The organism is Enterococcus sp. BSD2780061688st2 D3 (assembly GCF_005844145.1).
GTDB lineage: Bacteria > Bacillota > Bacilli > Lactobacillales > Enterococcaceae > Enterococcus_B > Enterococcus_B durans.
Window position 1 is genome coordinate 23,585 of sequence record NZ_SPHN01000004.1, and the last position, 25,810, is coordinate 49,394.

The 25,810-nt window shown below is 38.0% G+C and carries 21 protein-coding genes; all 21 read right to left on the reverse strand.

Features of this window, described 5'->3' with window-relative positions:
- Positions 1 to 16: 16 nt before the first annotated feature.
- On the reverse strand, positions 17 to 847 hold the full coding sequence (locus FGQ66_RS04580; RefSeq protein ID WP_113845666.1) for a PTS system mannose/fructose/sorbose family transporter subunit IID: 831 nt from the start codon (positions 845 to 847) through the stop codon (positions 17 to 19).
- Entirely contained in the window at positions 844 to 1,659 is an 816-nt protein-coding gene (locus FGQ66_RS04585) for a PTS mannose/fructose/sorbose/N-acetylgalactosamine transporter subunit IIC (protein ID WP_138301838.1), read from the reverse strand. Before FGQ66_RS04585 ends, FGQ66_RS04580 begins: the two co-directional genes overlap by 4 nt.
- A gap of 14 nt (positions 1,660 to 1,673) precedes the next feature.
- Positions 1,674 to 2,156 carry a PTS sugar transporter subunit IIB gene (locus tag FGQ66_RS04590; protein WP_138301840.1) on the reverse strand — a complete coding sequence of 161 codons (483 nt, stop codon included), beginning with the start codon at positions 2,154 to 2,156 and terminating at the stop codon, positions 1,674 to 1,676.
- 130 nt (positions 2,157 to 2,286) lie between these two features.
- The gene (locus FGQ66_RS04595) at positions 2,287 to 4,815 is read right to left on the reverse strand and encodes a sigma 54-interacting transcriptional regulator (protein ID WP_138301842.1); all 2,529 of its coding nucleotides are present in this window, start codon (positions 4,813 to 4,815) and stop codon (positions 2,287 to 2,289) included.
- A gap of 88 nt (positions 4,816 to 4,903) precedes the next feature.
- On the reverse strand, positions 4,904 to 5,320 hold the full coding sequence (locus FGQ66_RS04600; protein ID WP_230315247.1) for a PTS sugar transporter subunit IIA: 417 nt from the start codon (positions 5,318 to 5,320) through the stop codon (positions 4,904 to 4,906).
- Between the two features lie 275 nt (positions 5,321 to 5,595).
- Positions 5,596 to 7,770: an alpha-galactosidase gene (locus tag FGQ66_RS04605; RefSeq protein WP_138301844.1), complete on the reverse strand. Its 2,175-nt coding sequence runs from the start codon at positions 7,768 to 7,770 to the stop codon at positions 5,596 to 5,598.
- A gap of 3 nt (positions 7,771 to 7,773) precedes the next feature.
- Positions 7,774 to 9,669 carry a glycoside hydrolase family 36 protein gene (locus tag FGQ66_RS04610; protein WP_138301846.1) on the reverse strand — a complete coding sequence of 632 codons (1,896 nt, stop codon included), beginning with the start codon at positions 9,667 to 9,669 and terminating at the stop codon, positions 7,774 to 7,776.
- A gap of 36 nt (positions 9,670 to 9,705) precedes the next feature.
- The gene (locus FGQ66_RS15120; protein WP_171024565.1) at positions 9,706 to 9,900 is read right to left on the reverse strand and encodes a hypothetical protein; all 195 of its coding nucleotides are present in this window, start codon (positions 9,898 to 9,900) and stop codon (positions 9,706 to 9,708) included.
- A 771-nt stretch (positions 9,901 to 10,671) separates the two neighbouring features.
- Entirely contained in the window at positions 10,672 to 12,723 is a 2,052-nt protein-coding gene (locus FGQ66_RS04615) for a pectate lyase-like adhesive domain-containing protein (protein WP_138301847.1), read from the reverse strand.
- A gap of 34 nt (positions 12,724 to 12,757) precedes the next feature.
- Positions 12,758 to 13,105, reverse strand: coding sequence for an EF2685/EF0750 family sortase-dependent surface protein (locus FGQ66_RS04620; protein ID WP_138301849.1), 348 nt, complete (start codon positions 13,103 to 13,105; stop codon positions 12,758 to 12,760).
- 17 nt (positions 13,106 to 13,122) lie between these two features.
- On the reverse strand, positions 13,123 to 14,166 hold the full coding sequence (locus tag FGQ66_RS04625; protein WP_138301852.1) for a WxLIP family cell surface protein: 1,044 nt from the start codon (positions 14,164 to 14,166) through the stop codon (positions 13,123 to 13,125).
- The gene (locus FGQ66_RS04630; RefSeq protein WP_113845676.1) at positions 14,153 to 14,812 is read right to left on the reverse strand and encodes a WxL domain-containing protein; all 660 of its coding nucleotides are present in this window, start codon (positions 14,810 to 14,812) and stop codon (positions 14,153 to 14,155) included. The genes FGQ66_RS04625 and FGQ66_RS04630 overlap by 14 nt, the downstream gene beginning before the upstream one ends.
- A gap of 237 nt (positions 14,813 to 15,049) precedes the next feature.
- Positions 15,050 to 16,531 (reverse strand): AcpB/EbpR/MafR family transcriptional regulator, encoded by a 1,482-nt coding sequence (locus tag FGQ66_RS04635; RefSeq protein WP_138301854.1) that lies wholly within the window; start codon positions 16,529 to 16,531, stop codon positions 15,050 to 15,052.
- Between the two features lie 282 nt (positions 16,532 to 16,813).
- A complete protein-coding gene (locus FGQ66_RS04640; protein WP_138301856.1) occupies positions 16,814 to 18,148 on the reverse strand; it encodes a replication-associated recombination protein A in 1,335 nt (444 codons plus the stop codon).
- 56 nt (positions 18,149 to 18,204) lie between these two features.
- Positions 18,205 to 20,715: an ATP-binding cassette domain-containing protein gene (locus FGQ66_RS04645; protein WP_138301858.1), complete on the reverse strand. Its 2,511-nt coding sequence runs from the start codon at positions 20,713 to 20,715 to the stop codon at positions 18,205 to 18,207.
- A 15-nt stretch (positions 20,716 to 20,730) separates the two neighbouring features.
- Complete coding sequence (locus FGQ66_RS04650) at positions 20,731 to 21,183, reverse strand: MarR family winged helix-turn-helix transcriptional regulator (RefSeq protein WP_113845681.1); 453 nt, start codon at positions 21,181 to 21,183, stop codon at positions 20,731 to 20,733.
- Positions 21,184 to 21,639: 456 nt separating this feature from the next.
- Positions 21,640 to 22,068, reverse strand: a complete 429-nt coding sequence (locus tag FGQ66_RS04655; RefSeq protein WP_138301860.1) for a hypothetical protein — start codon at positions 22,066 to 22,068, stop codon at positions 21,640 to 21,642.
- A 159-nt stretch (positions 22,069 to 22,227) separates the two neighbouring features.
- Positions 22,228 to 22,599 (reverse strand): hypothetical protein, encoded by a 372-nt coding sequence (locus FGQ66_RS04660; RefSeq protein WP_113845683.1) that lies wholly within the window; start codon positions 22,597 to 22,599, stop codon positions 22,228 to 22,230.
- Between the two features lie 29 nt (positions 22,600 to 22,628).
- A complete protein-coding gene (locus FGQ66_RS04665) occupies positions 22,629 to 24,050 on the reverse strand; it encodes a helix-turn-helix domain-containing protein (protein ID WP_138301862.1) in 1,422 nt (473 codons plus the stop codon).
- Positions 24,051 to 24,344: 294 nt separating this feature from the next.
- Positions 24,345 to 24,767, reverse strand: a complete 423-nt coding sequence (locus FGQ66_RS04670) for a beta/alpha barrel domain-containing protein (RefSeq protein WP_138301864.1) — start codon at positions 24,765 to 24,767, stop codon at positions 24,345 to 24,347.
- A 318-nt stretch (positions 24,768 to 25,085) separates the two neighbouring features.
- Positions 25,086 to 25,810: LPXTG cell wall anchor domain-containing protein (locus FGQ66_RS04675; RefSeq protein ID WP_171024566.1), on the reverse strand; the 725-nt coding region annotated here is incomplete at its 5' end.

Sequence of the window (25,810 nt, forward strand, 5' to 3'; positions counted from 1 at the left end):
CGGATCACAACTATTTCTATTTACCAGCTATTCCCAATCCACCAAGTACAAAAGACACGAGAATGATCCCAATCAATAATTTTGTAACAGACACTTTTTTATTTTTCAGTAGATAAATGCAGATCCAGACTAACCCTAATGGTAACAACCCCGGTAGTATTTGATCCAACACATCTTGCAATACAAACTTCTGCTTCGCCATTTTAGCGACTACATCTACTTTGAACGGAACATTCAAATAAGTCATTGCACCAATCATCATTAGACCCAACATGCTACATCCTTTAGTTATCGAACTCAGTAATCCACTTTCTTGCGCTTCACTAATATAGTTTGCCCCAAGTTTATATCCGATCACACCACCCATATAGCGAACAAAGTAATATGGGATATGATAAATCAATAGGAACAATAGCGGGCCTAAGATGTTGCCTTGTTGAGCTAACCCCATACCTACCCCTGCAGCAATCACTCGAACTGTTCCAGTGAAAAATGAATCCCCAAGTCCAGCCAAGGGACCCATTAAGCCAACTTTGATTCCGTTTACTGATTCATTGATGTTATCCATAGGTTGTTTGGCATTTTCTTTTTCCATATTGTAGACAATTCCTTGGATGAACGGAACAAAAGCAGGGTTTGTATTAAAATATTGTACATTACGCTCTAGCGCTTCATAATAGGCATCCTCATCATCTTTGTATATTTTTTTCAAAAGTGGCATCAAGGACCATCCAAAGCCTGGTCCTTGTAGACGAACATATGTCAATTCGCACATAACTGCTAGTTGTCGCCAGAATATTTGGTTAACATCTTTACGCTCTTCTTTTGTTAAAGTAAGTCTACTCATGATAGGAAATCCTCCATTTCATTGGTCATATTAGGGTCAGAAGTCACAGGTGTAACAGTATTCGTTCGTTTCATCGCTGCCATCTCTTTCTTTCGTTTGAAATCAGTGAAAATGAAGTAGATAGCTGCTGATGCGCCTAAAATTGCAATAGCCATAGTATCTAATCCGAGATAAGCAGCTAATGCAAACCCTATGAAGAAAAACGGCATGATTTCTTTATCCCACATAGATTTTGTCAAGATCGCCATCCCTAAAGCCGGTAACATTTGAGCCATTACATTCAGCATTTGATTGATCTGTACAGGCATATTGTTCATAAATTCTTCAATGGGAGCGACTCCTGCATAAATCGCAAAAAATGCCATGATTGCAAATGGGATTGGATAAAAGAACATAGCGAAATAATGTGCGCCATTAAACTTATAGTCTTGCTTATTTGCAATTGCTCGATCTTCATAATCAACTAAAAAGTTAAAAAATAATACGACTAAATTGAAAAGTAAAGTAGTTAATAAACCGACAGGTATGGCCAGCGCCACCCCTGTTGCCACGCCTTTACCTGTTAAGATCCCAAATGCAGTACCCATTACTGCTCCAGCAGCAACATCGGACGGTACGGAACCACCTACTGAGAATGTGCCCATGAATACTGCTTCAATAGCCGCTCCAATAATAATTCCTTGAGTTAAATCGCCCAACACCAATCCTACTAACGGTCCTAGGATAATGGGCCGAACTTGGATGTTCAAATAGCCCCAATCAAGAAACTTAGATAAATACATAACTAACGCTACCATAAGTGCATTAAACATCTTATCTCCCCCTTTTATAAAATCGTTTTTATATCTATAACAGGTTGATCAGGAACTAATTGGTATTTTGTCGTAATTCCTAAAGCAATGATTTTCTTTAAATCGGAGCGATTTTCTTCGCTCAAGAAAACGTTATCATTTAATTTCTCTTTGGGTCCTCCAGAGGTATCTGCTTTTCCATAATTCCCGATGTTCACTTTGGGGATTCCCTTCACATTTTCAACTAAAAACAACGCATCTTTTGGTGAATTAACTACTACTAAAATTTTCAATGCTGCAGCACGCGGATCATTTAACAATGTTTTAGCCTTTTCTTGATCCAAAATAATTGCTTTTGCTGTGTCAGGTGCTGCCATTTTTAAAGTTGACGTCATGATCGGATCATTTGCTGCCTTGTCGTTCACTACGATAATGCGATCGACTCCTAATTGTTTCGTCCAGATCATCGCCACTTGACCATGAATCAATCGTTCATCAATACGAACCATTTTTATCATTTTATACACTCCTTCAAATTATTTGTTTCACTTTATTACTAGCAATAACCATGCCAATCTTCAGAAATTAAAATCCTTGGTACATAAGTATTTTTGGACAAAAAAAGTGTCCAATTTCAATCGGACACTTCTATTCTTTCATTGATTGTTGAACCAATTGATAAACTAGTCCATATTCGGTTACAGGGATAAGGATATTATATTTTTCTTTGATAGACTGAAAAACCAAATCTGAAAAATCACAAAAGCTTTGAAATTCTACTGTTTTTGGGGGAGTAAACCCTGATTCCTCTTGAGATTCACCATATTTCAGTATTCTTTCAATCATCGATGAAAGATGCAAAAAAAGATTGATTCGTACAAAATTTGGAAATTCTAACTTATAGTATTCTTCATAAGAATCAATGACCTCCCCGACTTCATTGATCACTCTTTCTGGATTCAAAAAAGATAAACGTGAAGCAGCTCCTTCAATAGTAAAAAACTTTAAAATATCAGTCATTATATTTTTTGTATTTTCAGCAGGGATATAGGTGCTCAGTCCATCCAAAGCACTTTGATTCCCAATGATTTCTTCGATTGAAATAACCGGTAGATCCTCACTATCCATTTTCGGCGTCGTTAAGATGGATATAGTATTTTTAAAGAAAACTTCATCTGTTTTTTTTACTTTTTCTTTTAGTAGGTTATAGTCAATCGTAATTACATCAACTTTTTCAGAAATATATTGGACTAAAATATCTCTGATTTTTACAGCGATTCCTTCACCAGACATACATGCTACTAAAATATTCGGTTTTTGTGAAACGCCTTCAAAATACTTTTTATTTACAGCAAAAGATGCCATATCCATTTTCTCTAGTTCCTTGATTGACGTATTCTGCAGTAACTTCATACCGACTTCGGTTGCTAGTGCTGTAGACGTATTATTCATTACGATCAGATCACCAATAACGTTACCTGATATATCTCGATAAATTTTTTCCAACGAACCCATATCAACTAAAATCACTAAACCTAGATTCGTGTCAATTTGGCGCGAATAATTTACGATTTTTTTGATGATTTCACCTGTATTTACTGTAAGAGGCATATCAAAATAGTCAAAGACAAAATTACCGATCATTTCATTAGCGGTAGCTGCTACAGTGGCTGCATTATTCTTACCATGCATGATGACTACCGCATTGATTTTAGTTTCAATAGGGAAATGGGTAGAGAGATAGGCAGCAGTCAATGTACTAAACTGCTCCATAAGTGGGTGCTGATAAAAAAGTTTTTGTACAAATCCTCGAGCCATCTGACTATATTTCCGATACTCTACCTTTTCAGTTGTTGTCGTTAACGGTAGCTGCTTCATTTCATAGCCAAAATCTATAAAAAACATCATGATTTTTTTTAATTGTTGTATCATCTGATTTTCTGGAAGGTAGCCAAACATTCTGAAGTATTCTCTTGTCATTGAACAAAATCCACCATAACTTGAGGATAAAAAATCAATACGTTCCTCGGTTTCTTTGTTTTTGTTACAGATCTCTTCAGCTAAATAACCGATTTCATCTGAATGTTTCACCAACTGTGAAAACGTCTTGATTTTTGCTAATCTATCGTGTAGATCATCATTTTTCGTTGACAAATATTTCCCCACACTAGTTTGTGATTCAGGATCAAAAATACTAAAATGACTGCCCATATCAATAGGAATCTTTATATCTCCCACTTGACAATTTGGTAACTCGTTAGCAACTAGAACCTTTATCTTATTTTTTAATTCACCGACATTTCCATCATAGTCTGTACGCGCTAAGTGTTCTAATAAAACATTATCTACCATGATTTTTCGTTGTATTGCCTTACACTCTGACATAAAGAAGTTTTTTACTAAATCTAATCGCTCATTATAAGGACGATCTAAATACTTAGGCAGAACTACTTCATAGGGAATGCGTCGGCGAAAAGTCGTCAACATCGATGAGCGCGGATCTTCCGTAGTAGCCATGACCAGTCGAACGTTTGTCTTGATCCAACTTTCATTATCTCCCAAACGGCGAAAACGTCCAGAATCAATTAAAATAAATAATTTTTCTTGATTTTCTGCTGATAGATTATGCACTTCATCGAGAAATAGATACCCACCATCCGCCTCGTCAAGCAACCCTCGTTTCTCTTTTTCTGCTCCAGTAAATGCGCCTTTGATATGACCGAACAAAACAGACGAAAGTAGTTCAGGATTATTCGCATAATCTGCGCAGTTTAATACACAAAAAGGGGCATTCGCTGCAATATGACCCGTTTCTTTTGCATACGCATGAATCACTTTCGCAATGAAGCTTTTTCCAGTACCGCTAGGACCATTTAAAATAATGGGAAGTCCTTTAGGGTAAGTAACTGCTGCCTTACATTGCTTGATGATTTCCCGCATAGAGCCTTCATAGCCGATAATGTTAAAAGCATCTTGTCGTTTTTTTGGATCGTTCAATCGAAATCTTGTTGGTTTTTCTTTCATTTTGATCAGAAAGTTTTCGTCAACTAAACGATTCAAATGGTGGCTAACTGTATTGCGGCTTAGACCTTTCAGTTCAGCAATCATTGATGCAGTTACTGCTTCGTTAACAAATCGTTCTTTGATCAAATCTAAAATATCTGATTGTACTGTCATAGTTTCACCTCTTGTCACTTTTATGAATAAGTGTGATGAATACCTTTAGAAATCAGCAGTTAGCTGTAGCCCATTATTTCAAGTTTTTTCACACAAACAGATCATCTTCCGGGCTATCGTTATTCCCTATCTCCAAAGATAATATTTTTATACTTTGACGAACATTGAGAATGATCGAATCAATCACTCCTTTTTTTGTCGCTTTAGTTAAGACAATTTCCATAGCCAATGGTAAATTGATTCCTGAAACTAATACCACATTAGGCAATAGACTTAGGCGCATTGCGGCATTGCACATACTACCACCAGCCATGTCTCCCAAAATCACAACTTCATCCTTTTCATCAAAAGTATTCATTAACTCGCTAATCAGATCATTCGGATTACATCCTGACATCAAACAAAAAGATTGGACACTTTCTTGTGGTCCTGCTATCATCTCAAGAGCACTTTTTAGCCCTTTTGCGTATTCGCCATGCGAAATCAAATAATATTTTTTTGCCATAATCATCTTCCTTTCCATTGTCATTTTTAAATAAGCAATAATTATGCCAAAAAAACAAATCTTTATTCTACCAAGAACTCTCCGCTACTTTCAGAATGTGTCGGGATTCATCGGACACATCAGATAAGGGGCTTTTTATCCATATTCTAAACATGAATAAGCGAAAGCAGAACTACTCTTGCGAAAAAAGCGGAGATCCACCATGATTTGAAAAGCAATTGCCGTGAAGCGTTTCTTATTTTTCGGAGTGAAGCACTTTTGTTCAAGCTTCCATCTTATCTATCTGGAACTTGTGTGAAACACCAACGAGTGGCAAAATAATCGTGCGTCGGAACAGGTAGGCTTAGTCCAATGTGCATTAATTCTTTACCTGAAATCATTTTTCCATCGTCAGCAGACAAATAGTATCGATCTGGTTGCACCCCACTGAGTTTTAGCCTTTTAGGAACTGTATTTCCATGTGCTTGGACAAACACATGACTAACGATCACCTGATCATTTTTTTGCTGTAACCAAGCATATTCATTCCTGTTATCATAGACTTGCAGTTGTCGAAACTCTCCAAGTTGCATCGTTTCTCGAATGGTCTTGTATTCTGTGATCTGCTGCTGAATGTCTGCTTTTTCTTTTTCTGATAGTTCTAACAAATTGAGCTCATAGCCAAAATTTCCTTGTTGTGCCACAATCCCGCGAGTTTTCAAAGTCGTGATCCGACCTACTTGATGATTGGGAACTGCCGATACATGACAACTCATAGATGCTTGAGGATAAATCAGTACGGTACCTTTTTGAATCTCTAAGCGTTCGATAGCATCCGTATCATCGGAAGTCCATATTTGCGGGCTATAGGCTAACATCCCCGGATCAAAACGTCCCCCGCCACCAGCGCAACTTTCCAATAGAACATCAGGAAAGCGTTTAGTGATCTCGTCAAGTACGCGATACAGTCCTAAAATATAGCGATGGGCTAACTCTTTTTGTTGTTCCCTTTCCAAAGAAGAGCTTCCAGAGTCAGTGATATTTCGATTCATATCCCACTTGATATAAGAAATATTGTTTTCCGTCAAAAGATTGGTCAATGTAGTAATTAGATAATCTTGGACTTCTTTACGGGATAGATCCAGCACATATTGGTGGCGCACTTGTTGCGGTTCTTGATTTGTCACTCGAATGATCCAATCAGGATGTTTTTGATATAGCCGACTATTGGGTGAAACCATTTCTGGCTCGACCCATAAACCGAATGCCATCCCTATTTGATTGATTGCTGCAATCAATTGTTCCAACGTTCCTCCTAACTTTTCTACATTTGGTTGCCAATCACCTAATGAAGAAGTGTCGTCATTTCGTTGACCAAACCAACCGTCGTCTAACACAAACAGCTCCATTCCAAGCTTTTTTCCTTCTGCCGCTAAGGCTAAAATCGTTTCTTTATCAAAGTCGAAATACGTAGCTTCCCAATTATTCATCAATATCGGACGTGTCTTTTTTGCAAATTTTTTGGGAATCAAACACTCTGTGTAAAATTTATGATAACGAGCGGATAACTGATTCAATCCTTGTTGCGCTTCGACCATCACAACTTCTGGCGTATGAAAGATTTCTTTAGCATCTAGCTTCCAAGAGAACTCAAAAGGATTTATCCCAATTTGTAAACGAGTATTTTGATGCATGTCGACATCTGCTAATGCCAAGAAATTGCCACTGTACACTAGATTCATACTATATATTGAGCCATGGTTTTCATCGACTTCTTGATCTAATAACGCGATAAAAGGATTTTGACCATGCCCACTAGCTCCACGTTTACTATCTACCCCTTGAAATCCTTGAACCAACCTTCGTCTATTTTGATGGGCTTCTCGTCCCCATGCACCACCTAAAGTCAATAAATCATACTTGTCTGAAAGAAAATCTAAACTTCCGCTCATACAACGATCAATAGTAATTGGTGTACTACCTAGATTTTCGATTTGGATGTTTTGTGTGAAAACATCATGTTGCGGAAAGACACTGATCAATAAAGAAACTCTAAGGTTATTTTCTTGGTCCACCAGTCGTATCGTCAACATCTCAGCAGTTTCATGCTGACAGGAAGGCAGTCCAGGAATCGGCTGTTTCTCACTGATTCGATGATCTAAGTAGCGTAGATTAGTGATTCTAGTTCCATCCGCTAAAATCAGTTGGACTGCTGGTGTCCGCATATCTGGATTCCCATATGCAGGATAGGCAAGAGGAATCTGCTCCAGTTTAAAATCTTTTATACAATCCGTATCAGCCATATAACTTGCACGTTTGATCTCTTTTACTACATAACTTAAATCTACCGTTCCCACTTTCTCACCGTAATAGTAAGTTGCCAAATGACCGCTTGGTAAGACACCCAAAGACAATTGAGAATTTTCCGAGATCAAATCAAATTGTTGTGTTTCTTTTTGAAAATGGATCATTTTTTACTCTCCCACCTTTTTTAAATAAAATGCAGCACCTTGAAAATCCTCTGTAAAGCAACATCGAAATCCTTTCTCTGACTGATCCAAAGCTACTGTTGCTCCATACCTATCGATGATCTCATATCTTGCTTCTGTTTCAATGCTGATTTCTCTCGACATTTCGAACCCGTGAACTACTAATAATGCCTCGGTACCATCATCAGAATACCGCAAAACTGCTTGTTCACCTTTAGGATCACGATAAGATAATACTGACTTACCGAATCGACGACTATTCCCTGATTTTATGATATCTTTTACTTTTCGATAAAATCCGATTCCCTCATCCACTGCTCTCCACTGAAAATCTGATAGCTCGGTAATATCTCCTGAGAGACATATCCGACCTAAAAAGTTAGCGGTCATCGAGTAGTAGATCCGCTCAATTGGATCTTCCTTTCGCAGAACAGCCCACATCAAATTTTGACGGGGTGGGATCAATTCGTGCATGTTTGCACCAATGATCGGCAAACACACTGCCTCATGGGCGTCAGAAAAGGAAGAAAGATCTGTTCGCCTCATCATCGAAGGTTCTAAACGATGGCCGCCAGATGAACAGTTTTCAATAATCAAATCTGGTAATTCTCTCTGGATCTTGTCTATAAATCGCTGTGTCCCTTCTAATTGTTTTCGGTTTTCTTCACCCAACGATTCTTCCCCATCAAAACCAATACCAAAATTATCATTGTAATCGATTTTCAGATAGCCAACTTCACTTTCTTTCAAAAAATCGATGACTCGTTCCGATAAATAGTTGATCACCCAAGGATCATTCATATTCCAAAAACGGCGATCGCCTGTAGTGATGACAACTCCTTCTTTTTTTAATAGATGATCCACTAAGCTAAATGCAGTAGCATCTCGCCCGACTGTCTCGATTTCAAACCAAATACCAGGGACCATCCCCGCATCACGAATCTTATCGATCACAGGCTTCACTCCATTTGGGAATTGCTGCGGATTTGGAAGCCAGTCCCCCATATTCTTTTCCCAACCTTTGATTGCATCGGCGTACCAGCCACAATCAATAATGTAGTAATCTAGATCATGTTGTTTGAGAATAGGAATAGCCTCTGTGACAGATTTTTCAGACGGTTTTCCCCAAGTCGTACAAAACTCATTGAACATGACCGCCAATGACTCTTCCGTTTCATGCTGATTGTTTGAAACTAAATCGGAAAAATACTTATTGAATTGATTGCCACATTTTTCTTCAGAACCGATACAAACAGTTAGAAAAGCCGAGGGTGTGCGATAAGATTCACCTGGCGCCACCGTTTTTGTCCAATCCCCATAATCATGATCTGCTAATCCTCCTGAGAAACATAGATCTTCATCTAGCCGATAAAATTCTCCTTGCCATGATCCCGGATGAGCCAATCGGATTCCCCAAGTGACATTCTCTTTGACATCGGTAATAGCGGCAGTTGGAAAATAATTTCTGACAGGCATGGAACCGATCTGACCAAATTTTTCTAATCCTACTCCTGATGGTTTCCATGACGGCTCCAACTGGTATTCTTCGATAGGATTCTTTTCTTTGCGTCCTTCAAAACTCCATTTGCTCCGATAACGTGTCATCAAAAGATTGCCTGCTTTATTCCGAGTGTTGAAAGGAGACAAATTAGACAATGAGAAACTACTGACCATTTCCAATGTTTGATTTCTACCTGACTCATTGATAAATCTCACAGAAGTCTCAAAAACATTTTTTTCTTTATCACCACTCAAGATATGTTCATAACAGTTATGATGGGCATCTCTCAATCGAGTGATGATCTCCACTCGATTCTCTTCAAACTCATAAACTTTTTGTGTCTCATAAACCAAGCCTTTAACAGTTTCGCTATTGCGCATCGTACTTCCAGTGACAAACCCTTTTGGATAATCATCCTAACGTAGTTTGACTTGGATAATCGAATCTTCTTTTAGACGATTTGGCAACTGAACAGCTTCTAATTTTGCTGTTGGAACAATTATCCACTCACAACCCCCAACAGAATTTTTATAATAGATGATCGTTGTTTCAGCAAATTGGTACTTAGCGATTTCCTTCATAGCTGTTTTTCCTCCCAAAATACGTTTCATTCATTAAACAAGCAAAAACTGTACCAGTTTTTTGAAACCCACTCGTTAGTAGCTTTCTTCAGGAAACATCGCCACAATAGGAGAAGTTTTCGACAGATCGTACCACTTCTAAGAATGAATCAGAGAAGAATAATGTGGGACAAATCTAAATATCAGTTTTTTTTACAGACTCTCGAATAAACGGTGTCCAAAAATCAGGTTTTTCGGAAATTTCAAAAAAAGAAAAACGAGCAATACAAAAAGCGTATTGTTCGTTTTTCTCTCCAATTTCTAAAACCTAAACGACTTCTATCCCGAACTCTCGAAATACGAATAAAAGTCGAGAGCAAAAGCAACTCCTATGAAAAATAAGTCGAGATTCACAAAAGTTTGAAAAACGATTTTTGTAGATCCCTTCTACTTTCTCGGAGTAAAATACTTCTGTCCCGACCTCTACTCTATGAGTATCATCAAAGATTATTTTTTTATCGATCAGCGATTTTAATTTCGCCTTTTCCTTATATTTTTCCTTCTTGGTGATCCATTACCATTAAAAAGTACGTAAAAAGAAGATGCTAACGGACTAGGACACCCCGAAATTTTACGGTGACTGACTTTCCCCATGTAATTTCTGTAACAGACTAAATTAAAACAAATATCTTATTAAAAACATTCGTTTCATACCTTGACTACCCCGGTTGCCTCCTGTAAACGCAATGAGCAAATCGCTACTTTTGATTACTCAATAGCAGACAAGTCTTTTCTCTACTTCAAGTTCTATACTAGATGCTTTTATTGCGGGCCATTCATAAACGTCCAAGTCAATGTACCTTCATATGAACCCGTCTTATCGGTAGGATGTAAAGTGAGTCCCATACAGTCGGCGAGTTTCAGCTGAGCGGAACCTGTTCCTTCCAAAACTGGCTGATTCGCCGCAGTGATCTGGATCAAGTGATCTTGCGCAGAGATGCTTAGACGATTGGCAAGTTCTCCATTTGTTTTGTTTTTTAGTGGCTGCTCTTCACGCACTAGCAATGTCCATTTTATTTTTTGCTTTTGGCTATTGTCGGAAACATTGATTTCCTGCGCATTCGCCAAATTGACAAGTCTATCTGAAGCAGGAATTTCCTGTACATCGAAAGTAAGATTCTCAGGTAGTTCAATACGTGGACCAGCATATTGAACGACTGTGCTAGCTTCGGCACTCAAATTTTTTCGCTTCGCAACCGCAACCACTATGGTTCCCTCTTTTTGGTTTGGGATCGGTAGTTGATACTTTCCATTTGGATCAACAGTACCGTTAGCGATCACCTTGTCGTCCACTTTGATGTCGATCGTTGCGCCTGGCTCAGCATTTCCACTCACTTGTGTACTCTCTGTAGTCAGTGCTTCGATAGTCGTTGGTGTCATTTCAGTATTTTTTGCGAAGCAACCACCAGTGATTTTCCCAACTTTCCCTGAATCAAATTGTTCCTTGAATGTAGGATCATTCGTTGTCAATTCCATAGTATGTTGAGCAGTCGTAAATGTATCCAATTTAAAACTTGCTGAAAGTGGTCCTTGATACGCAGCATCTGGTTCTTCTGCCTCGGTCTGCCCAACTTTCCAGGTACTTACTCCTTGAGAAGAGGAAAGAGCTACTGCAGTTTGCAGTTCCCACGCCCCCAAAGCGCTTCCTTTTCTATTTGCAACCAGAAAATTGGCTCCTTCTTCTATCTCTAATTGTTTACCTGTTTGAAGCGTAGCTTGCAGTCCTTCCGATGTTGTAACTAAAGTACCATTACTTTTTACGATGACAGAGCCGTTATACAGTAGGATCGCCTCTTCATCTGTTATTTTTGAATGGGCCTCCAATTCAGCATTGGGTTGTACCACCAACGTACCATTAGCTGCTCCGCCTCGAATTGCAGAATCTGTAGCAGAATCAATGATCACTTTTCCATGCAAATCGATTTTACCGGTAGGATTGTACATAAATAACCCTAATCCTTTCGCATCAACAGACAAGTTCGCTTTGTCTTCAACAGTTAAACCATCACCAGTATTGATTGCAATTGCGCTTGCGGTATCTTTAAAGTGCACATCAGCGTTCTCTTTTATGGTAAGCTTTTTTCCTTGAAAGACTTCTTCTAACTGGGCAGTTGCCTCAATGGTTCCTTCCAGATTGGCCGTGCCAGCAGCTAGATAGATGAATTGGTAGCCAGAAGAAGTCACATTCCGATAATTGACTGTTACTCCTGGAAATTCAGACCAGAAAAGTGGATATATCGGTTGATTGATCAGATGTACCTCTTCAATCGTACAAACTGCATTGTTTTGAGCCACTCCGATGCTTTGAAAATTCACATCGATCGTCTGACCATTCCCGCAAATCTTTTTACCCCCGACAAAATTAAATGATTCTACTAATTTGATGTCTTTTTCTAAAGAAATGGTTTGCACATTTGAATCTAACAAAGCCGCTTTGAACGCATTATAGGTGCTGACCTTTGCTACTTCTTGGCTACTAGCACGTTTAGTTTCTGGTGTATCTTCCTGACCTTTTTGTTTTTCAGTCGAAGATGTATCTGTCCTTGGTAGAAGTTCTTCCGCACTTTGAACCGTATTTTCTTCCCCTGAAAAAGAAGTGCTAGCCGACTGCGTATTATCCATAGATGTATCTTCTTTCGTCTGTTGACTTGGTTCATCTGTCTCAGTCGTTGACTGGCTGACAATCGTTGAACGGTCATAAGAAGCTTTTTTTTCTTCAGAGAATCCCACTTCGGCTTTATAAAGGAAACTACTTGTTAGACCGAATACTAAGACGATCGATAAAAGATATTTTGTTCCTGAAAAATTTTTCATGTTAAAACTCCTTTATTGAGTTGCCAAATCATGGCTACAGTTTCCCATCTGGCATCTCACCATGTATATGTTTATTTTTCAAAAAAGAAAGGAAGACCATCAGGAGTAATACCAACATTCCAACTCCAGCAAATAAAAAAGGTTTTGCTTCATTTGTTTTGGGATATATTTTGGAACCTACATCTGCTGAGATCCTACTCGCCTGTCGCTCATTCTTTTTTGGATTTTCTATTGTCACTCTTTCCATTGGGATCGTTTGATTTTTGTTCGTAGGTTGATAAAACGTGATACCTACTTCATTGTTTGCTTGTTCAACCGCTGACACTGGTATGGAGATACTAAACAATAGCATCAACAGAAAAAGAGTAATCGCTTTTTTCATTTTCCTCCTCCGCTCTATCATTTATTCCGTTTTAATTTGTAAATATACGCGATCAAGCCAAGAATGATCCCTAAAAATACAAGACTTATCAGAACGAACGGTGCATTATGTGTTTGTTCTTCTTTGACTTCCACGGCTTGCTTGTTCAATTTCTCGTCCGTACCTTTGATTTCGAAATCTTTTCGAAACTGCCATTTCTTACCGGCATCATTTTTTACATGTATCGTTAATTCATATTTGCCTTTTTTTAGCGGTTCATTGTCCCAACTGATAGGCATGCAAAACTTGGTTCGTGGCGCAAAAGAGATTTTCTTATCCAGTACTTTCAATACATCCTTTTCTCCCTTTTTAGTAACCGTCGCATGCATGTCTACCTTACTCATCAGAACTGGCTGTAGATTTTCCAAATCCGCAAATACTGTCAAGTATCCGTTATCTAGCCCTGGCTTCACTTTTTTCAATGCGATTTCTGGCTGGATCTCTTTGTCTGAACAGTTAAGCTTGACCCCAATCGTATACGCAAATTTATTTTTCAAACTAAATCCTTCACTACTTTTCTCTTGTTCCTTTGCATCTTCATAGCAATAAAAACCGCCTAGAACTGTTCCATCAAAACCTTCCGCAGGTATCTTTAATTGAAAATGGACATCCCGCTCTTCTTCAGGTTTTAGCACAATCGTTTGTGGTCCTGAAATCAGCTCTTTAAAGGTTGGACCACCAAGCAACTTGGCGTCAGGATCGGAATAATCGATTGCCCCATTTTGATTCGTTGCAGCATTATTCCCCTCGACGATCACCTTAACTTGATCTGTACTTGTATTACGTAATTTAAGGATCAAGTCCTGTGTTACGCCTGGTTGGACCTTCAAATCATAATAACTTGCATCGGATTGCTGGTTCTCTGGTAAAACGGCTTGGGCATCAAAGGAAATGTTGTTCGCCTGTTTATCGGCTGTAGCAAAAACTTGAGCAGGCAAAGCAAACAGCATAAAGTAAAGCGAACAAATAAAAAAGAGGGGAAATGTTTTTCCCCATCCTCCTGATACTTTATGCTGGGGCATCAGTCAACACCCATGTAAGGTTTGCTGTGTAGCTTTGCGCTTCTACTCCTGCTCGTGGTACATGAAGCTTGACGTTCTCATTTTGCCCATCTTTCCCTTCAAAGACTACCGCGAATGCCCCAGCCCCTTGACCTTCTTTCGCTTGCATCACATCTTGGTATTTCCCATTCAATTCAAACACATCGCCAGCTAATTCTGGGGGTGTTGATTGATTGTTTTTTGTTACGATTTTACCTTTCATAAGGGACATTTTAGCACCTGTCAACTCTTTACCATTTTCACCGACAAAAGGTGAGATCGATACCCCTAGCTTCCAACCTTTTGCGCCCCCACGAGTATCATTTACTTGGACATGAGGTTTTTTGTTCAATGCGAAGTAATCCGTATCTCCCTGCTTGATTTCTTGTTGCCCAAATGTGATATTCGATGCATATGGGATCGACAACGCTCCAACATTGTCCGTGTTTGGATGATCATCATGTGTGTCATCTGGAACTATTGGATCGACATCTTTCCCTGATCCAGCTGTCAAAGTAACATCTGTTTTGTTTTTTGCTTCCATAGGTTCATCAGCAAATACTGACATACTTGTTGCACTCATAGCCAATAAACTAAGTGCTGCGGTCGTAACCATCATTTTTTTCATTTTATTCTTCCTCCTAGATAATAATCAGTCTAATTTGACCTAGGACAATTCTTACATGGACACATATTTTTTTCTAGTTCGTCATTTTTCCAAGATCCGGAAAAAAATTGAACGTTTTTCTTCCAAAAAAAAATGTAAGACAAATCTAAAAATCAGGTTTGCTACAGACTCTCGAATAAACAGCGAGAGCAGAAGCAAGAAACACTTCTGTGCCAGCTTCTTTTCAATTTCTCAGACCTAAACGACTTTTGTCTCGAACTCTTTTTGGTTCGTCAAATGATAAACCAGCTCCCCAAACTGGCGCCAATTGCGCTCTGTCGGGATATTTTTCATTAAAACTAACGGCGTTTCTCCTGTGTTGAAATAATAATTCGACACAACCAGGTCCACTTCTGACACTTTTGTTTTATAATCATAAAAAGCAAACGTGTAAGAATGACCGAAATAGGCATTGATTTTATTCATCAGCCACAAACGATGTGTATGATGCAAGTCATCTTGGATCAACACTTTCAATGGCGGATATTTACTTAAAAATAAATCATAATAATCTAATATAAAGTAGTAATTTAAAAATAATTGTTCCCAATTTTCTAATACACTCGCTAGGTCAGGGTCCGCTTGCTGTTTTAATGTGTCGTGAAGTGATTCAACGAGGCTGTAGTTTTTCGGTTTCTCTGCTTGTACTTCTTTTCGATAGGATCGATTAAAAAAGAGATCGGTATTTCCATAGAAAAGCCGACTGCGCTCATGAAAAGCAATAAAATTGAACAGCAATTCTGGATCAGTGACTGCTAGTTCAAAATGAAAATTCTGCTTTAAAGCCACTGCCAAATTCTCTACTGCTCGATAAGAACAGGTCAGCATCTCCTGATGTGCTATGGCATAACTGTTTTCATAACGTGCATTCCCATCGATAATCCCAAAAGAATAGATGATCTGATAAAGAAAATACACTTCGTTTACTGCTAACCTCAAAGCAGATTCTCTCTGCCATTTTTTCAACTGTAAAAAATGCGGATCACGATCGATCACTGCCTGCGTGTGAGTATCGATTGTGACACTCGCTACATTGCTTCTTTCCAAAATTATCGCTAGCCAGTAAGAAAAAATCCTTTGTTGTAGCGGTTCCAATGAAAGATGGTAAACATTCTCAAAATCTTTTATATATTTCTCTATCCTACTCAATTCCGTGTCAAAGGGCCAGCTATCCCTATTTTCACGAGTGGAGTTCCAATAAAAATAATAGTAAAAGCAACGAATCTCTTGTTCTTTAGCATTCAAGTGCAACTTATATGGTTGAAAGCCAATCTGGTACCGCTGAAAATAAGGCGTAAGCAACTTAGCGTAACGAAATACTGTTGAGATACTCGTAAATTGCTCTTCCGCAAAATCCTTTAGTGATTTTTCAGGTTGGCGGTACATGAAATCAATCAATTGATAATTATAGGAAGCTTTATAAAAATATAAGTAAATCGTATAAATTGGAAAGTCTTCTTCCTTTTTCACTCGAAATCGTTTGTTTTCATCATTCAGCAAGTGTATCCCATCATAGTTCTGGAACAATTCTGTCAACTCTTCGATGTAATGTAAAATAGATTTGTCTGTAACTTTGAGTTTTTTTTGTAATTCTTTGATTGTTGACCAGTCATCTTTTTCCAACAGATAATCAAGTAAAACTACTTTTTTCACAGAAGTTTTCGTTAAGAACGTTTGCATTTTTACATATCCACCTTTCTACGAAAGAAATCACTTTTTCTTCGATTATACCCTGTTTCTCCAAATTAAAAGAATGCGTTTTCTCTTTATGAAGAAAGATCCTTTCATAAGTTGCTCATAGAACAGGCAAGTCTAACTTCTAAAAGTAAAACCTCATTGTTCCTTACTTAAAAAACAATCAAGAAAATCCCTTCCAGCACGAGATAACCATCATCTTGTGTTAAAAGGGGCTTTTCCTATTAGAGTTATCCAACATAACTTTGTTGATACAACTCTCACGCATTAGATAGGCTCACTATCATGGTTTTTCTTCCATTCCTCAATGTAATCCAATCTTTTAGCTATTTTCGCTTCATTTCCTTGCTCTGTCGGCTTGTAATATTTATGATCAGCGATACTTTCCGGACGAGTACTCATAGTGGTGAGTTTTTCCTCATAATGATGTGCCAATTTGTACCCTTTACCGTATCCGACTTCTTTCATTAATTTCGTTGCTGCGTTGCGAAGGTGCAATGGAACAGGCTCACTTATCGTTTGTTTGATATCTTCTTTTACTGCTAACCTTGCTTTGTAAGTGGCATTCGACTTTGGTGCCAATGACAAATAGATCACACATTGCGTAAGATGCACATCACATTCGGGAAGTCCGATATAACGGCAGGCTTGAAATACATTCACAGCTAAATTAAGTGCATTATTATCAGCTAGACCGATATCTTCACTTGCAAAACGGATCAGCCGTCTGGCAATATAGATCGGGTCTTCGCCACCATCAATCATTCTCCCAAGCCAATAAATCGCCGAGTCAACGTCACTATTACGCATGGATTTATGCAGGGCTGAAATGATATTGTAATGCTCCTCACCATTTTTATCATAATAAGCTGTTTTCTTATCAAGCAATTGATCGAGCAATCCTCCAGATATGGTTGTTTTTTTATCTGTTATATCACTGTTGATGACTAACATTTCCAGCGTATTCAGTGCTGTTCTAGCATCGCCATTTGAGTAAACCGCAATTTGCTTTAATAACTCATCCTCTATCTGGATAGTCAAACCTGGAAAAGCGCGTGGTGCTGTGATGACTTGACGTAAAAGTGTCACTATATCCTTTTCTGTCAGCTGATTCAGGATAAACACACGTAGCCGTGAAAGCAACGCTGAATTGACTTCAAAAGAAGGATTTTCTGTTGTTGCACCGATCAAGACGATACTTCCCTTCTCAACATAGGGCAAAAAAGCATCTTGTTGTGCTTTATTAAAGCGATGGATTTCATCGATGAAAACAATGGTCCGTTCGCCTAGTTGCCGGTTTTCTTCTGCTTCATCCATGATTTTGCGAATCTCTTTGATCCCATTCATTACTGCACTAAATGTAATAAACGTTGACTGTGTTTTTTGAGCAATGATCTCTGCTAAGGTGGTTTTTCCCACACCTGGTGGTCCCCAAAAAATCATTGATGGCACTTGGTCGTTATCGATCATCTCTCTAAGGAATTTTCCTTCACCCACCAGATGGCTTTGGCCCACGAAGTCATCTAAACTCGTTGGCCGAACACGGCTAGCTAAAGGCGCAGTCCGCTCGTTTTCCTGATCAAAAAGTGATGTTTGTGGCATTTGAATTCCCTCCTCAGTGCTAAACTTTCTTCTCTTCATCCTGTCCTTATTTGAATCTATAATCGATATGTTTCAATATGTTCTCTAAGATAATCCAAAGTCAAACTCTTTTTAGCTGACCGAACCAATTCGAATGGATTTCCCTGTGCCATTATTTGGCCACCTTGATCCCCACCTTTTGGTCCTAGATCAATCAAATAATCTGCGTTCGTGATCAGATCAAGATCATGGCTAATCATAATGATCGTTGCACCTTGTGCTTTGAGCTTATTGATCACGCCCAGAAACACTTGGACATCACTTGGATGGAGTCCGATCGAAGGTTCATCAAAGACAAATAGCGTTTCAGCACGTTTTTTATTGAGATGTTTTGCCAGCTTCAATCGCTGTGCTTCACCTCCTGAAAGACTAGGCGTGCTTTCTCCAAGATGGAGATACGGTAACCCTATTTCGTCTAAGATCGTCAATTCTTTTAAAATCTTCGGTTCATTCTTAAATACCTGAAGTGCTTCCTCTACTGATAAATCTAAAATATCAACGATACTGTAGCCTTGCCACTGCACTTCCTGTATCTCCTTTTTATACCGTTTGCCATTGCAAGTAGGACATGGTTCTTCCATATCAGGCAAGTATTGGATATCAAGCACGATATTCCCAAGTCCCCCACACGTAGGACATGCACCTTCTTTATTGTTATAAGAGAAATGAGCGATTCCATAGCCTTTTTCTCGGGAAACTGGTAATTCAGAAAATAGCTGACGAAGATTATTCATGATCGTCGTATACGTAGCTATCGTTGAGCGTGTATTTTTGCCAATAGGTTTTGCATCGATACTGACTACTTCTTTTAACGGTGTATCTAATTTACGGATATGAGAAGGGAGCTTTTCTTGGTGTTGCTTTGCAGAAATCGCCACTACTAGACTATCCAGAATAAGACTTGTTTTTCCTGCTCCAGAAAATCCTGTAACAGCCGTTATTTGATTCGTTGGAATCTTGATTGAAAGATTCTTAAGATTGAAATACTTATTCACTTGCAGAGTTGTCTCACTAGTTATTTGTGTTTCTACTTTCGTGTGCAAAATATCTGCTTTTCCAGTAATAAACGGTCCAATCAGAGAATTAGGATCAGAGACGATATCCCGTGGTGTCCCTTGTGCGACAATTTGTCCTCCGTTTTCCCCTGCTCCAGGACCTATCTCAATGATCCAGTCCGCTTGACTAATAATACTTGCATCATGGTCGACCACAACTAATGAATTTCCTTGGGCAATCAATTGTCGAAAAATGGCAACCAACCCCTTGATATTATCCGGATGTAACCCGATCGAAGGTTCATCTAATACGTAAAGCACGCCAGTAGTTTCTGTTCGTAATGTTTTAGCTAATTGGATACGTTGTAGCTCACCCGTAGAGAGTGTATTCCCGTTGCGTGATAAGGTAAGATAGTCTAATCCTAGATCAAGTAACGGCTTCAGCGTATCTGTTAGATTTTTAAATAAGATCGTTGCCATATTTTGAATTTCTTTAGGTAACGTTTCTTTTGTCTTTTTCTCCCAATTTTGTAACTCACCTAAAGTCAGCTCAGCTACTTGAGCAATATTTAAGCCACCAGTTGTTTGCTTCAATAGTTCAGGATTCAAACGAGTGCCTTGACAAGTCGGGCATGTCGAAAAATGGAAAAAAGAATTGATCTTAGCTAATGCCCGATCACTTTTGACAGATTTTTGGGACGCAAACACAGCCTCATACGCATTTTCATATAAAGTGTTTTCAGTGCTGAACACCCGCCCAGTAGAAGTTGGAAAATCGACTGCTACTTTTTGTTTTTGACCATGTAAGACAACCTCTTTTTCCTTCTCAGTCAAATCTTTGTAAGGAATATCGGTCCTGACACCTAATTTGGCTACGACCGTAGGCATAAAGTTCCTTCCAGGTAACCGCCAAGAAGCAATAGCGCCATCGGCTAGTGTCAGATTTTCATCCGCAATAATCTTATCATGATCTAACTCCTGTACTTTCCCTGTACCATGACAAGTAGGACAAGCTCCCGTAGAGTTGAACGAAAAATCTTCCGCAGATTTCGCCATAAACTGAATGGCACATGTTGGACAAGTAATCACACCCATTCGTTCACCGGAAAGATCCATCGCTTGAGCAATTTCCAAACTAGGCTCAATTTTGTGTCCATTAGGGCAATATGTTGTCCCTAACCTCGAAAAAATAAGTCGGACAATATTGAAAACTTCACTCATCGAACCCACCGTAGAACGTTCAGATGGCGTATTTGGACGCTGACTAAGTGCAATAGCAGACGGAATATGTCTGACTTCCTGTACACTAGAACGTTTGGTTTGATGGATACGACGTCTAGTATAGGTAGATAAAGCTTCTAAATACCGTCTTGAGCCTTCCGCATATAAAATATGCATAGCTAAGGAACTTTTGCCTGAGCCTGATGGGCCTGAGATTGCAACAAATTGATTTAATGGGATATCGATATCAATATTTTTTAGATTATTGACATTTCCGCCTCTTACTTCTATCGCCTTTGGATAATCATTCATAGTTATTCGCCTCTTTTATTTTCTAGGAAATTTCGCAGATTCGTTTTCAAGGTTTCTCAAGATACGTTCCAAAAGATGTTCCACTTCACTGATCTCTTCATCCGAAAAATCTTGGTAAAAAACTTCACTCAATCGATCGCTGATTTCATTTCCAATCGCTTCCTGCTCTAAGCCTAATGCAGTAAGCTCAATCACTTTCTTGCGTTTATCCTCCTTTGAAAGAAAACTCTTTATTAACTTTTTTTCCTCCAAACGTTTCAACATTATTGATAGGCTGCTGTTCGCTAAACCAGTTACTTGAGCCAATTCACTCGCAGTTTGTGGATGCTTATCCCATAAAGCGGATAAAATCTTTCCTTGCTCCGCGTTATAAAGTGCTCGCCCATCCATTAATAAATACCGATTAAACAAGCGAGCGTTCAATAAGTGGATTTTCAACGTCAAGTAGCCACCATTTTTTGTTTTCATATTCCACCTCTTTTGTTTTTATATAGTAACACATTTAAAATAAATGTTACTATATAAAAACAAATGATGCAAATAAAATTCACACAGTTTCCGATTCACAGTGTTCAGCTTCAAGAAAGAGATATTTTTTGTAATTATTTCTTGGATTTTAGTGGACTCTCGTCTTACTTTCCACGCATCTTCCTACATGGAAATATCGGTTATAAAAAAAGATGTGACTTGACTCTTGCCACATCCTCTTTTCCAAAAATTAAAAACCTTTCGTCTATCTGTCAATTAGTGATAACACAATTCTTCTACCCATTTGATTAAATGGTTTCTTTTCTTAGATACATCCATGTTTTAGAGTCAAGGCAAAGAAAAATCTTAGAACAAAATTCATTTTTTCTAGCATAATGATATAGTTCCCGTTTTATTATAAGCACTACTTATTTTTAAATCAGTCTCAAATAACTATTATTTTTGCAGTCCATAAAAATTCTTTTCAAGTAATGAATAGTAGTTGTAGCTTGAATAGGAAAAATCACCTAAGGAAAAGACGTCATCAGCATCAATGTAGAAATAGTATTTTTTCTTCAATACCCTAAAACTGATGCAATGATAACTTGTTAGGGGCAGTTCTCTTGCTTTGAAATCCAAAACAGCTTCATGTGTAACGATGAGGGGCGTTGGTTGATCCTCTTTTTTTAGGATCAATTCAGATGGATTAAAGAGCAACAAGTATCTTCTTGAGATAAAAAATTCGTAAAAAGCACTACCTTTCGCATATGTAAAAAAGATTGGGTTCAGCCCTTTTGATACTGCGATAAAATTGTGATTCGGTACAATCCCTAATTCTCTAATAAAATTTTCGTAGGCCTGTTTTTCCTCATATTTAGACTGCATACTTAAAATTCCTTTCGTTAGGTAAATACTACAATAACTGCCCTCCATTCTTGAAAAATCATGAGGACCTAGCACAAACGCAGTTATAACTATCAAAAACTTGTCGATATTTTAAAAATAAATCATAGAAATGTATCTAGTCTGCTCTTGAATATCTATTCAGTGGATCAAACGTAGTTTTGTAAAGGGAATATCTGGATCGATTTCTAAGTATTCGGTTTTATAGTATTTTTCAAATTCTTCAATCACCCCTGCATAGGTCCGCTCCTTCTCGGAAACCAATATCTCGATTATAAGATAGTACAAACGTGCATCCAGATCTACTAATTCCTTTGTCTTATTGGCAATTCCATAGATAGATGTTTTGTTCTTATTTATTGCCTGAGCCTCCATGGCATAGGATTGATACAATTCAATCAATTGATTTTCCACTTGTGGGAGTATCTCACAAGGAAATGTTCCTTTGATTTTATCATTTTTCTTTAGTTCTTCTAAATATTCTTTAATGTCCAAGTCCCATAAATACATCATTATAGGTCATCCCTCTCTGAGATTTCCAATTACATTTTTATAAGTTTTCTTATCTCCCTGATATCCGCATCTCTAATCGGGGATTTAATGAGCAAAACCTTTTGAAGATCAAATTTTTCATGTCCAATTGGTACAGTGGACAAAATAAAACGCGCATCAGTAGCATTTTCCACAAAATCGATTTTATAATCACTTCTCAATATCGATTTCACGCGGTTCTTTAAATAATGATTGTATAGTTGATCTCTGTCTGAATACAGGAATAACTTCAATTCTGGTAAGATCTCTTCTGTTGAGCAGATCGATAAACATAGCAATAAACTTTTGTGACGAAAATAATTATTTCCGACCTTATTTAAATTCGTTTTTTCCAAAAATGATGCCCAAAAATCCGCAAAAACAGTAGCATAACAGGGAAATAGCTTTTTGAAGGTATTCATATTAAAGCTATTTGTCAACGTGAACAAATCATCTATTTGGGGAACAAATACCCCTTGCATGAACTGCTGATAAATTTTTTGCTTAGCACATTCCTGTTCACTTTCGTCAAGTATTTTAAAGTATTCCTCAAACGTTTCAAGCCATCCGTCCGAAATCTTATGGTAGAATGCCTCCAATCGGGTATTTTCAAATGTCTGGATCGTTATAGGAACCTCATACATATCGGAGGTGCAGATGACTACGTATAAAAAGTGCCAATCCAATTGTGACCAACTGAAAAGACTCTCGGGCTGTTCAGGGAACTCCATTGTTTCAAGAATCGATGCTTGGTATTCATCCAATTGCAATTCTTGATTATGTGAGCGTGAGAGATTGATACAAAACAGCCAAATAGCAAGTTCTTCCACCTGGATATCAAAGTGAGGGATAGCTAATCTTTCCAGGATATCTTCCGCCAGATCTAGTGTGAAAGACTTGTTTGCAACCCAAGGAATCCTTGAAAACTGCCTATGGATGCCTAATAAAAACAGGTTAGTCATATTTCTTATATCAATCTCTGCACCAACAAAACTTGTCCTATTTGACACCGTGATATGAATCCTATAATTCGACAATGATTGGTTGATCATTTGTATCTTTCTTCTTAATGTGGACAAGCTTATCCCATTTTGGAAACAGAAATCATCGGTATGAAATATACGATGAACAATAAGTGTCTTGATAATTTGATAGGACAAATCTTGAGAAAATAACGCCTCAAAAAAATACTGCAAGCTAGAGTTTGTTCGTAGTAAAGTGATTCCATTTTTTTCTATCAAAAGTTTTACTCGCCCGTCTGGATAAACATTTGAAAAAGTCTCTTGGATTTCTTTGCATGTATCTAAGATCAACGCTGAAGAACCTTCCCCGATTTTTTGCCGAAGCTCTCTGGAAGAGACTGGTTGCAGTTCCATATCTAAAATATCCACGATGTTCCTTTTCAAAATTGTTTTTTTATCTAACCCAAACATCCAAACACTCCAATCTTGAGTACAATTGAGTTTTTTGACAAATCACTGATTCTTGCTGATACTCGCAGACAATCCCTCCACTTTGCTTCGTTTAGCGAGAGGATCGATTTGATAGAAGAAAGCTACTTTTATGTACATGCATAATTATCCAAAGCTGTCATCATGTGACATTTGTTAGGATAAAGACTTCCAACTTACTTCTGCCGTTTTAGATTTCTGCTTATACTATGAATTTATCAATTTTTACACAATTCGTCCATACAAAAAGGATATTTTTTCAATTTTTCAGTTGAATCAGATTATTTGAAGTGAATAAATCAAACAATATTTCGTAAAAGGTAGTGAAAGATTCAATTCCAAGTAGCCTGATTGATAATATCGCTCAAACTCTTCCATTACTTCCGAGTATGTGTCGTCAACTGATGCAGTTAACATCTCAACAAGAAGATAATTTAGGCGCGCATCTAAGTCTAATAATTTCTTTACAGTAGGTAGGAAATCATCAGCCACTGGGTCACAATCAACAATTGCTTGGGCTTCTTCAGCGTAATGCTTGTAAAGTGCTACTAGTCTATCTGTTTGCGGAAAGCTACATGGAAAAACATTTCTGACTGCTTTGTCATTCTTTAATTGAACCAAAAATTTCTCTATATTTAGATTCCATAAATACATACCTACACCTTCATTTTTGCTAAAATGGCATTCGATCTTATTCATTTTTAGATGGACTACGCACTTCTTGTGATCATTCTTTTCTATTGCTCACAAGAAAATCCACAGTTATTGAGCATTTGTTTATACTTTTACAGAACAAACGAAATGAACATGCACGAGTACAAAAGAAAAAATAATTTCTACTTCTTCCATTCAATCCTTATAAATGATTAGAAACAGAAACAATCAATTTGGAAATAAGCCGAAAATCCCAAGAATTCCATTCACAATTCTCGTGATTTCCGGCTTATTAGAGAGGCTATATACTTTTATCATATCCTCATACATTCATTGACGCTTGATTGCTTCTAATCCTTGTGGTTAATCTTCCGATTTTCTTTTTTTGCTAAGAAACATAAGGCTAGATAAACCAACAGTAAGAATCCCAATCAACGATAGATTTGATTTTGTTTCACCTGTTTTAGGATAACTTTTTTCCTGACTAGCTTCATTCGTCTTGAGAGGAATATTCACTAAGGTACTGTTCGCTTTTAAAGTTGTATTCGTTAAGTTACTGTTTGTTTTTACAGTTTCATTCGCTAAGGTCTTGTTCCCTTTTGACGATCCTTTTTGTGTCGAGACAGCTAGAAGAGAAACAACAGCTTGTTTTTCTTGAAGATGTTTAGCTATATCCTTTTTCTGATTGTTAGATTGGTCAATGATTGGTTTAGTTGGCACATTGGTTTTTGTAAGTGATACAACTGATCCATCTTGATTGGTTGGAGACTCTTCAACAAAGACTGCAGGTGGAACTGCTGCTTTTGTATAAACTTGGATTCCTTTACCAGCGATTGCTGTATTATACGTGACTGTAACATCACTATTTACCAATGAAGTCAAATCAGTCGTTGGCGCAATAGCCTGTTCCGCTACCTTTGTTTCATCTGGTATATAGGACCGTTGATTTCCTTCTGTGTCACTCGTTGTTCCTAGTTTTGGTGTATCGACTGATTGATAGATGGCTTGCGGTGTAGCGACCTCTTTACCCGTCACTAAATCGGTATTGATTGCCCAAGTGATTTCTTGGACCTTATCCGCTGGTGCTG

Bases quoted from the DNA above. Each gene is read 5' to 3' on its own strand.
- FGQ66_RS04580 (WP_113845666.1), bottom strand. From the start codon at position 847: ATGAGTAGACTTACTTTAACAAAAGAAGAGCGTAAAGATGTTAACCAA.
- FGQ66_RS04585 (WP_138301838.1), bottom strand. From the start codon at position 1,659: ATGTTTAATGCACTTATGGTAGCGTTAGTTATGTATTTATCTAAGTTT.
- FGQ66_RS04590 (WP_138301840.1), bottom strand. From the start codon at position 2,156: ATGATAAAAATGGTTCGTATTGATGAACGATTGATTCATGGTCAAGTG.
- FGQ66_RS04595 (WP_138301842.1), bottom strand. From the start codon at position 4,815: ATGACAGTACAATCAGATATTTTAGATTTGATCAAAGAACGATTTGTT.
- FGQ66_RS04600 (WP_230315247.1), bottom strand. From the start codon at position 5,320: ATGGCAAAAAAATATTATTTGATTTCGCATGGCGAATACGCAAAAGGG.
- FGQ66_RS04605 (WP_138301844.1), bottom strand. From the start codon at position 7,770: ATGATCCATTTTCAAAAAGAAACACAACAATTTGATTTGATCTCGGAA.
- FGQ66_RS04610 (WP_138301846.1), bottom strand. From the start codon at position 9,669: ATGCGCAATAGCGAAACTGTTAAAGGCTTGGTTTATGAGACACAAAAA.
- FGQ66_RS15120 (WP_171024565.1), bottom strand. From the start codon at position 9,900: ATGAAACGTATTTTGGGAGGAAAAACAGCTATGAAGGAAATCGCTAAG.
- FGQ66_RS04615 (WP_138301847.1), bottom strand. From the start codon at position 12,723: ATGAAAAATTTTTCAGGAACAAAATATCTTTTATCGATCGTCTTAGTA.
- FGQ66_RS04620 (WP_138301849.1), bottom strand. From the start codon at position 13,105: ATGAAAAAAGCGATTACTCTTTTTCTGTTGATGCTATTGTTTAGTATC.
- FGQ66_RS04625 (WP_138301852.1), bottom strand. From the start codon at position 14,166: ATGCCCCAGCATAAAGTATCAGGAGGATGGGGAAAAACATTTCCCCTC.
- FGQ66_RS04630 (WP_113845676.1), bottom strand. From the start codon at position 14,812: ATGAAAAAAATGATGGTTACGACCGCAGCACTTAGTTTATTGGCTATG.
- FGQ66_RS04635 (WP_138301854.1), bottom strand. From the start codon at position 16,531: ATGCAAACGTTCTTAACGAAAACTTCTGTGAAAAAAGTAGTTTTACTT.
- FGQ66_RS04640 (WP_138301856.1), bottom strand. From the start codon at position 18,148: ATGCCACAAACATCACTTTTTGATCAGGAAAACGAGCGGACTGCGCCT.
- FGQ66_RS04645 (WP_138301858.1), bottom strand. From the start codon at position 20,715: ATGAATGATTATCCAAAGGCGATAGAAGTAAGAGGCGGAAATGTCAAT.
- FGQ66_RS04650 (WP_113845681.1), bottom strand. From the start codon at position 21,183: ATGAAAACAAAAAATGGTGGCTACTTGACGTTGAAAATCCACTTATTG.
- FGQ66_RS04655 (WP_138301860.1), bottom strand. From the start codon at position 22,068: ATGCAGTCTAAATATGAGGAAAAACAGGCCTACGAAAATTTTATTAGA.
- FGQ66_RS04660 (WP_113845683.1), bottom strand. From the start codon at position 22,599: ATGATGTATTTATGGGACTTGGACATTAAAGAATATTTAGAAGAACTA.
- FGQ66_RS04665 (WP_138301862.1), bottom strand. From the start codon at position 24,050: ATGTTTGGGTTAGATAAAAAAACAATTTTGAAAAGGAACATCGTGGAT.
- FGQ66_RS04670 (WP_138301864.1), bottom strand. From the start codon at position 24,767: ATGAATAAGATCGAATGCCATTTTAGCAAAAATGAAGGTGTAGGTATG.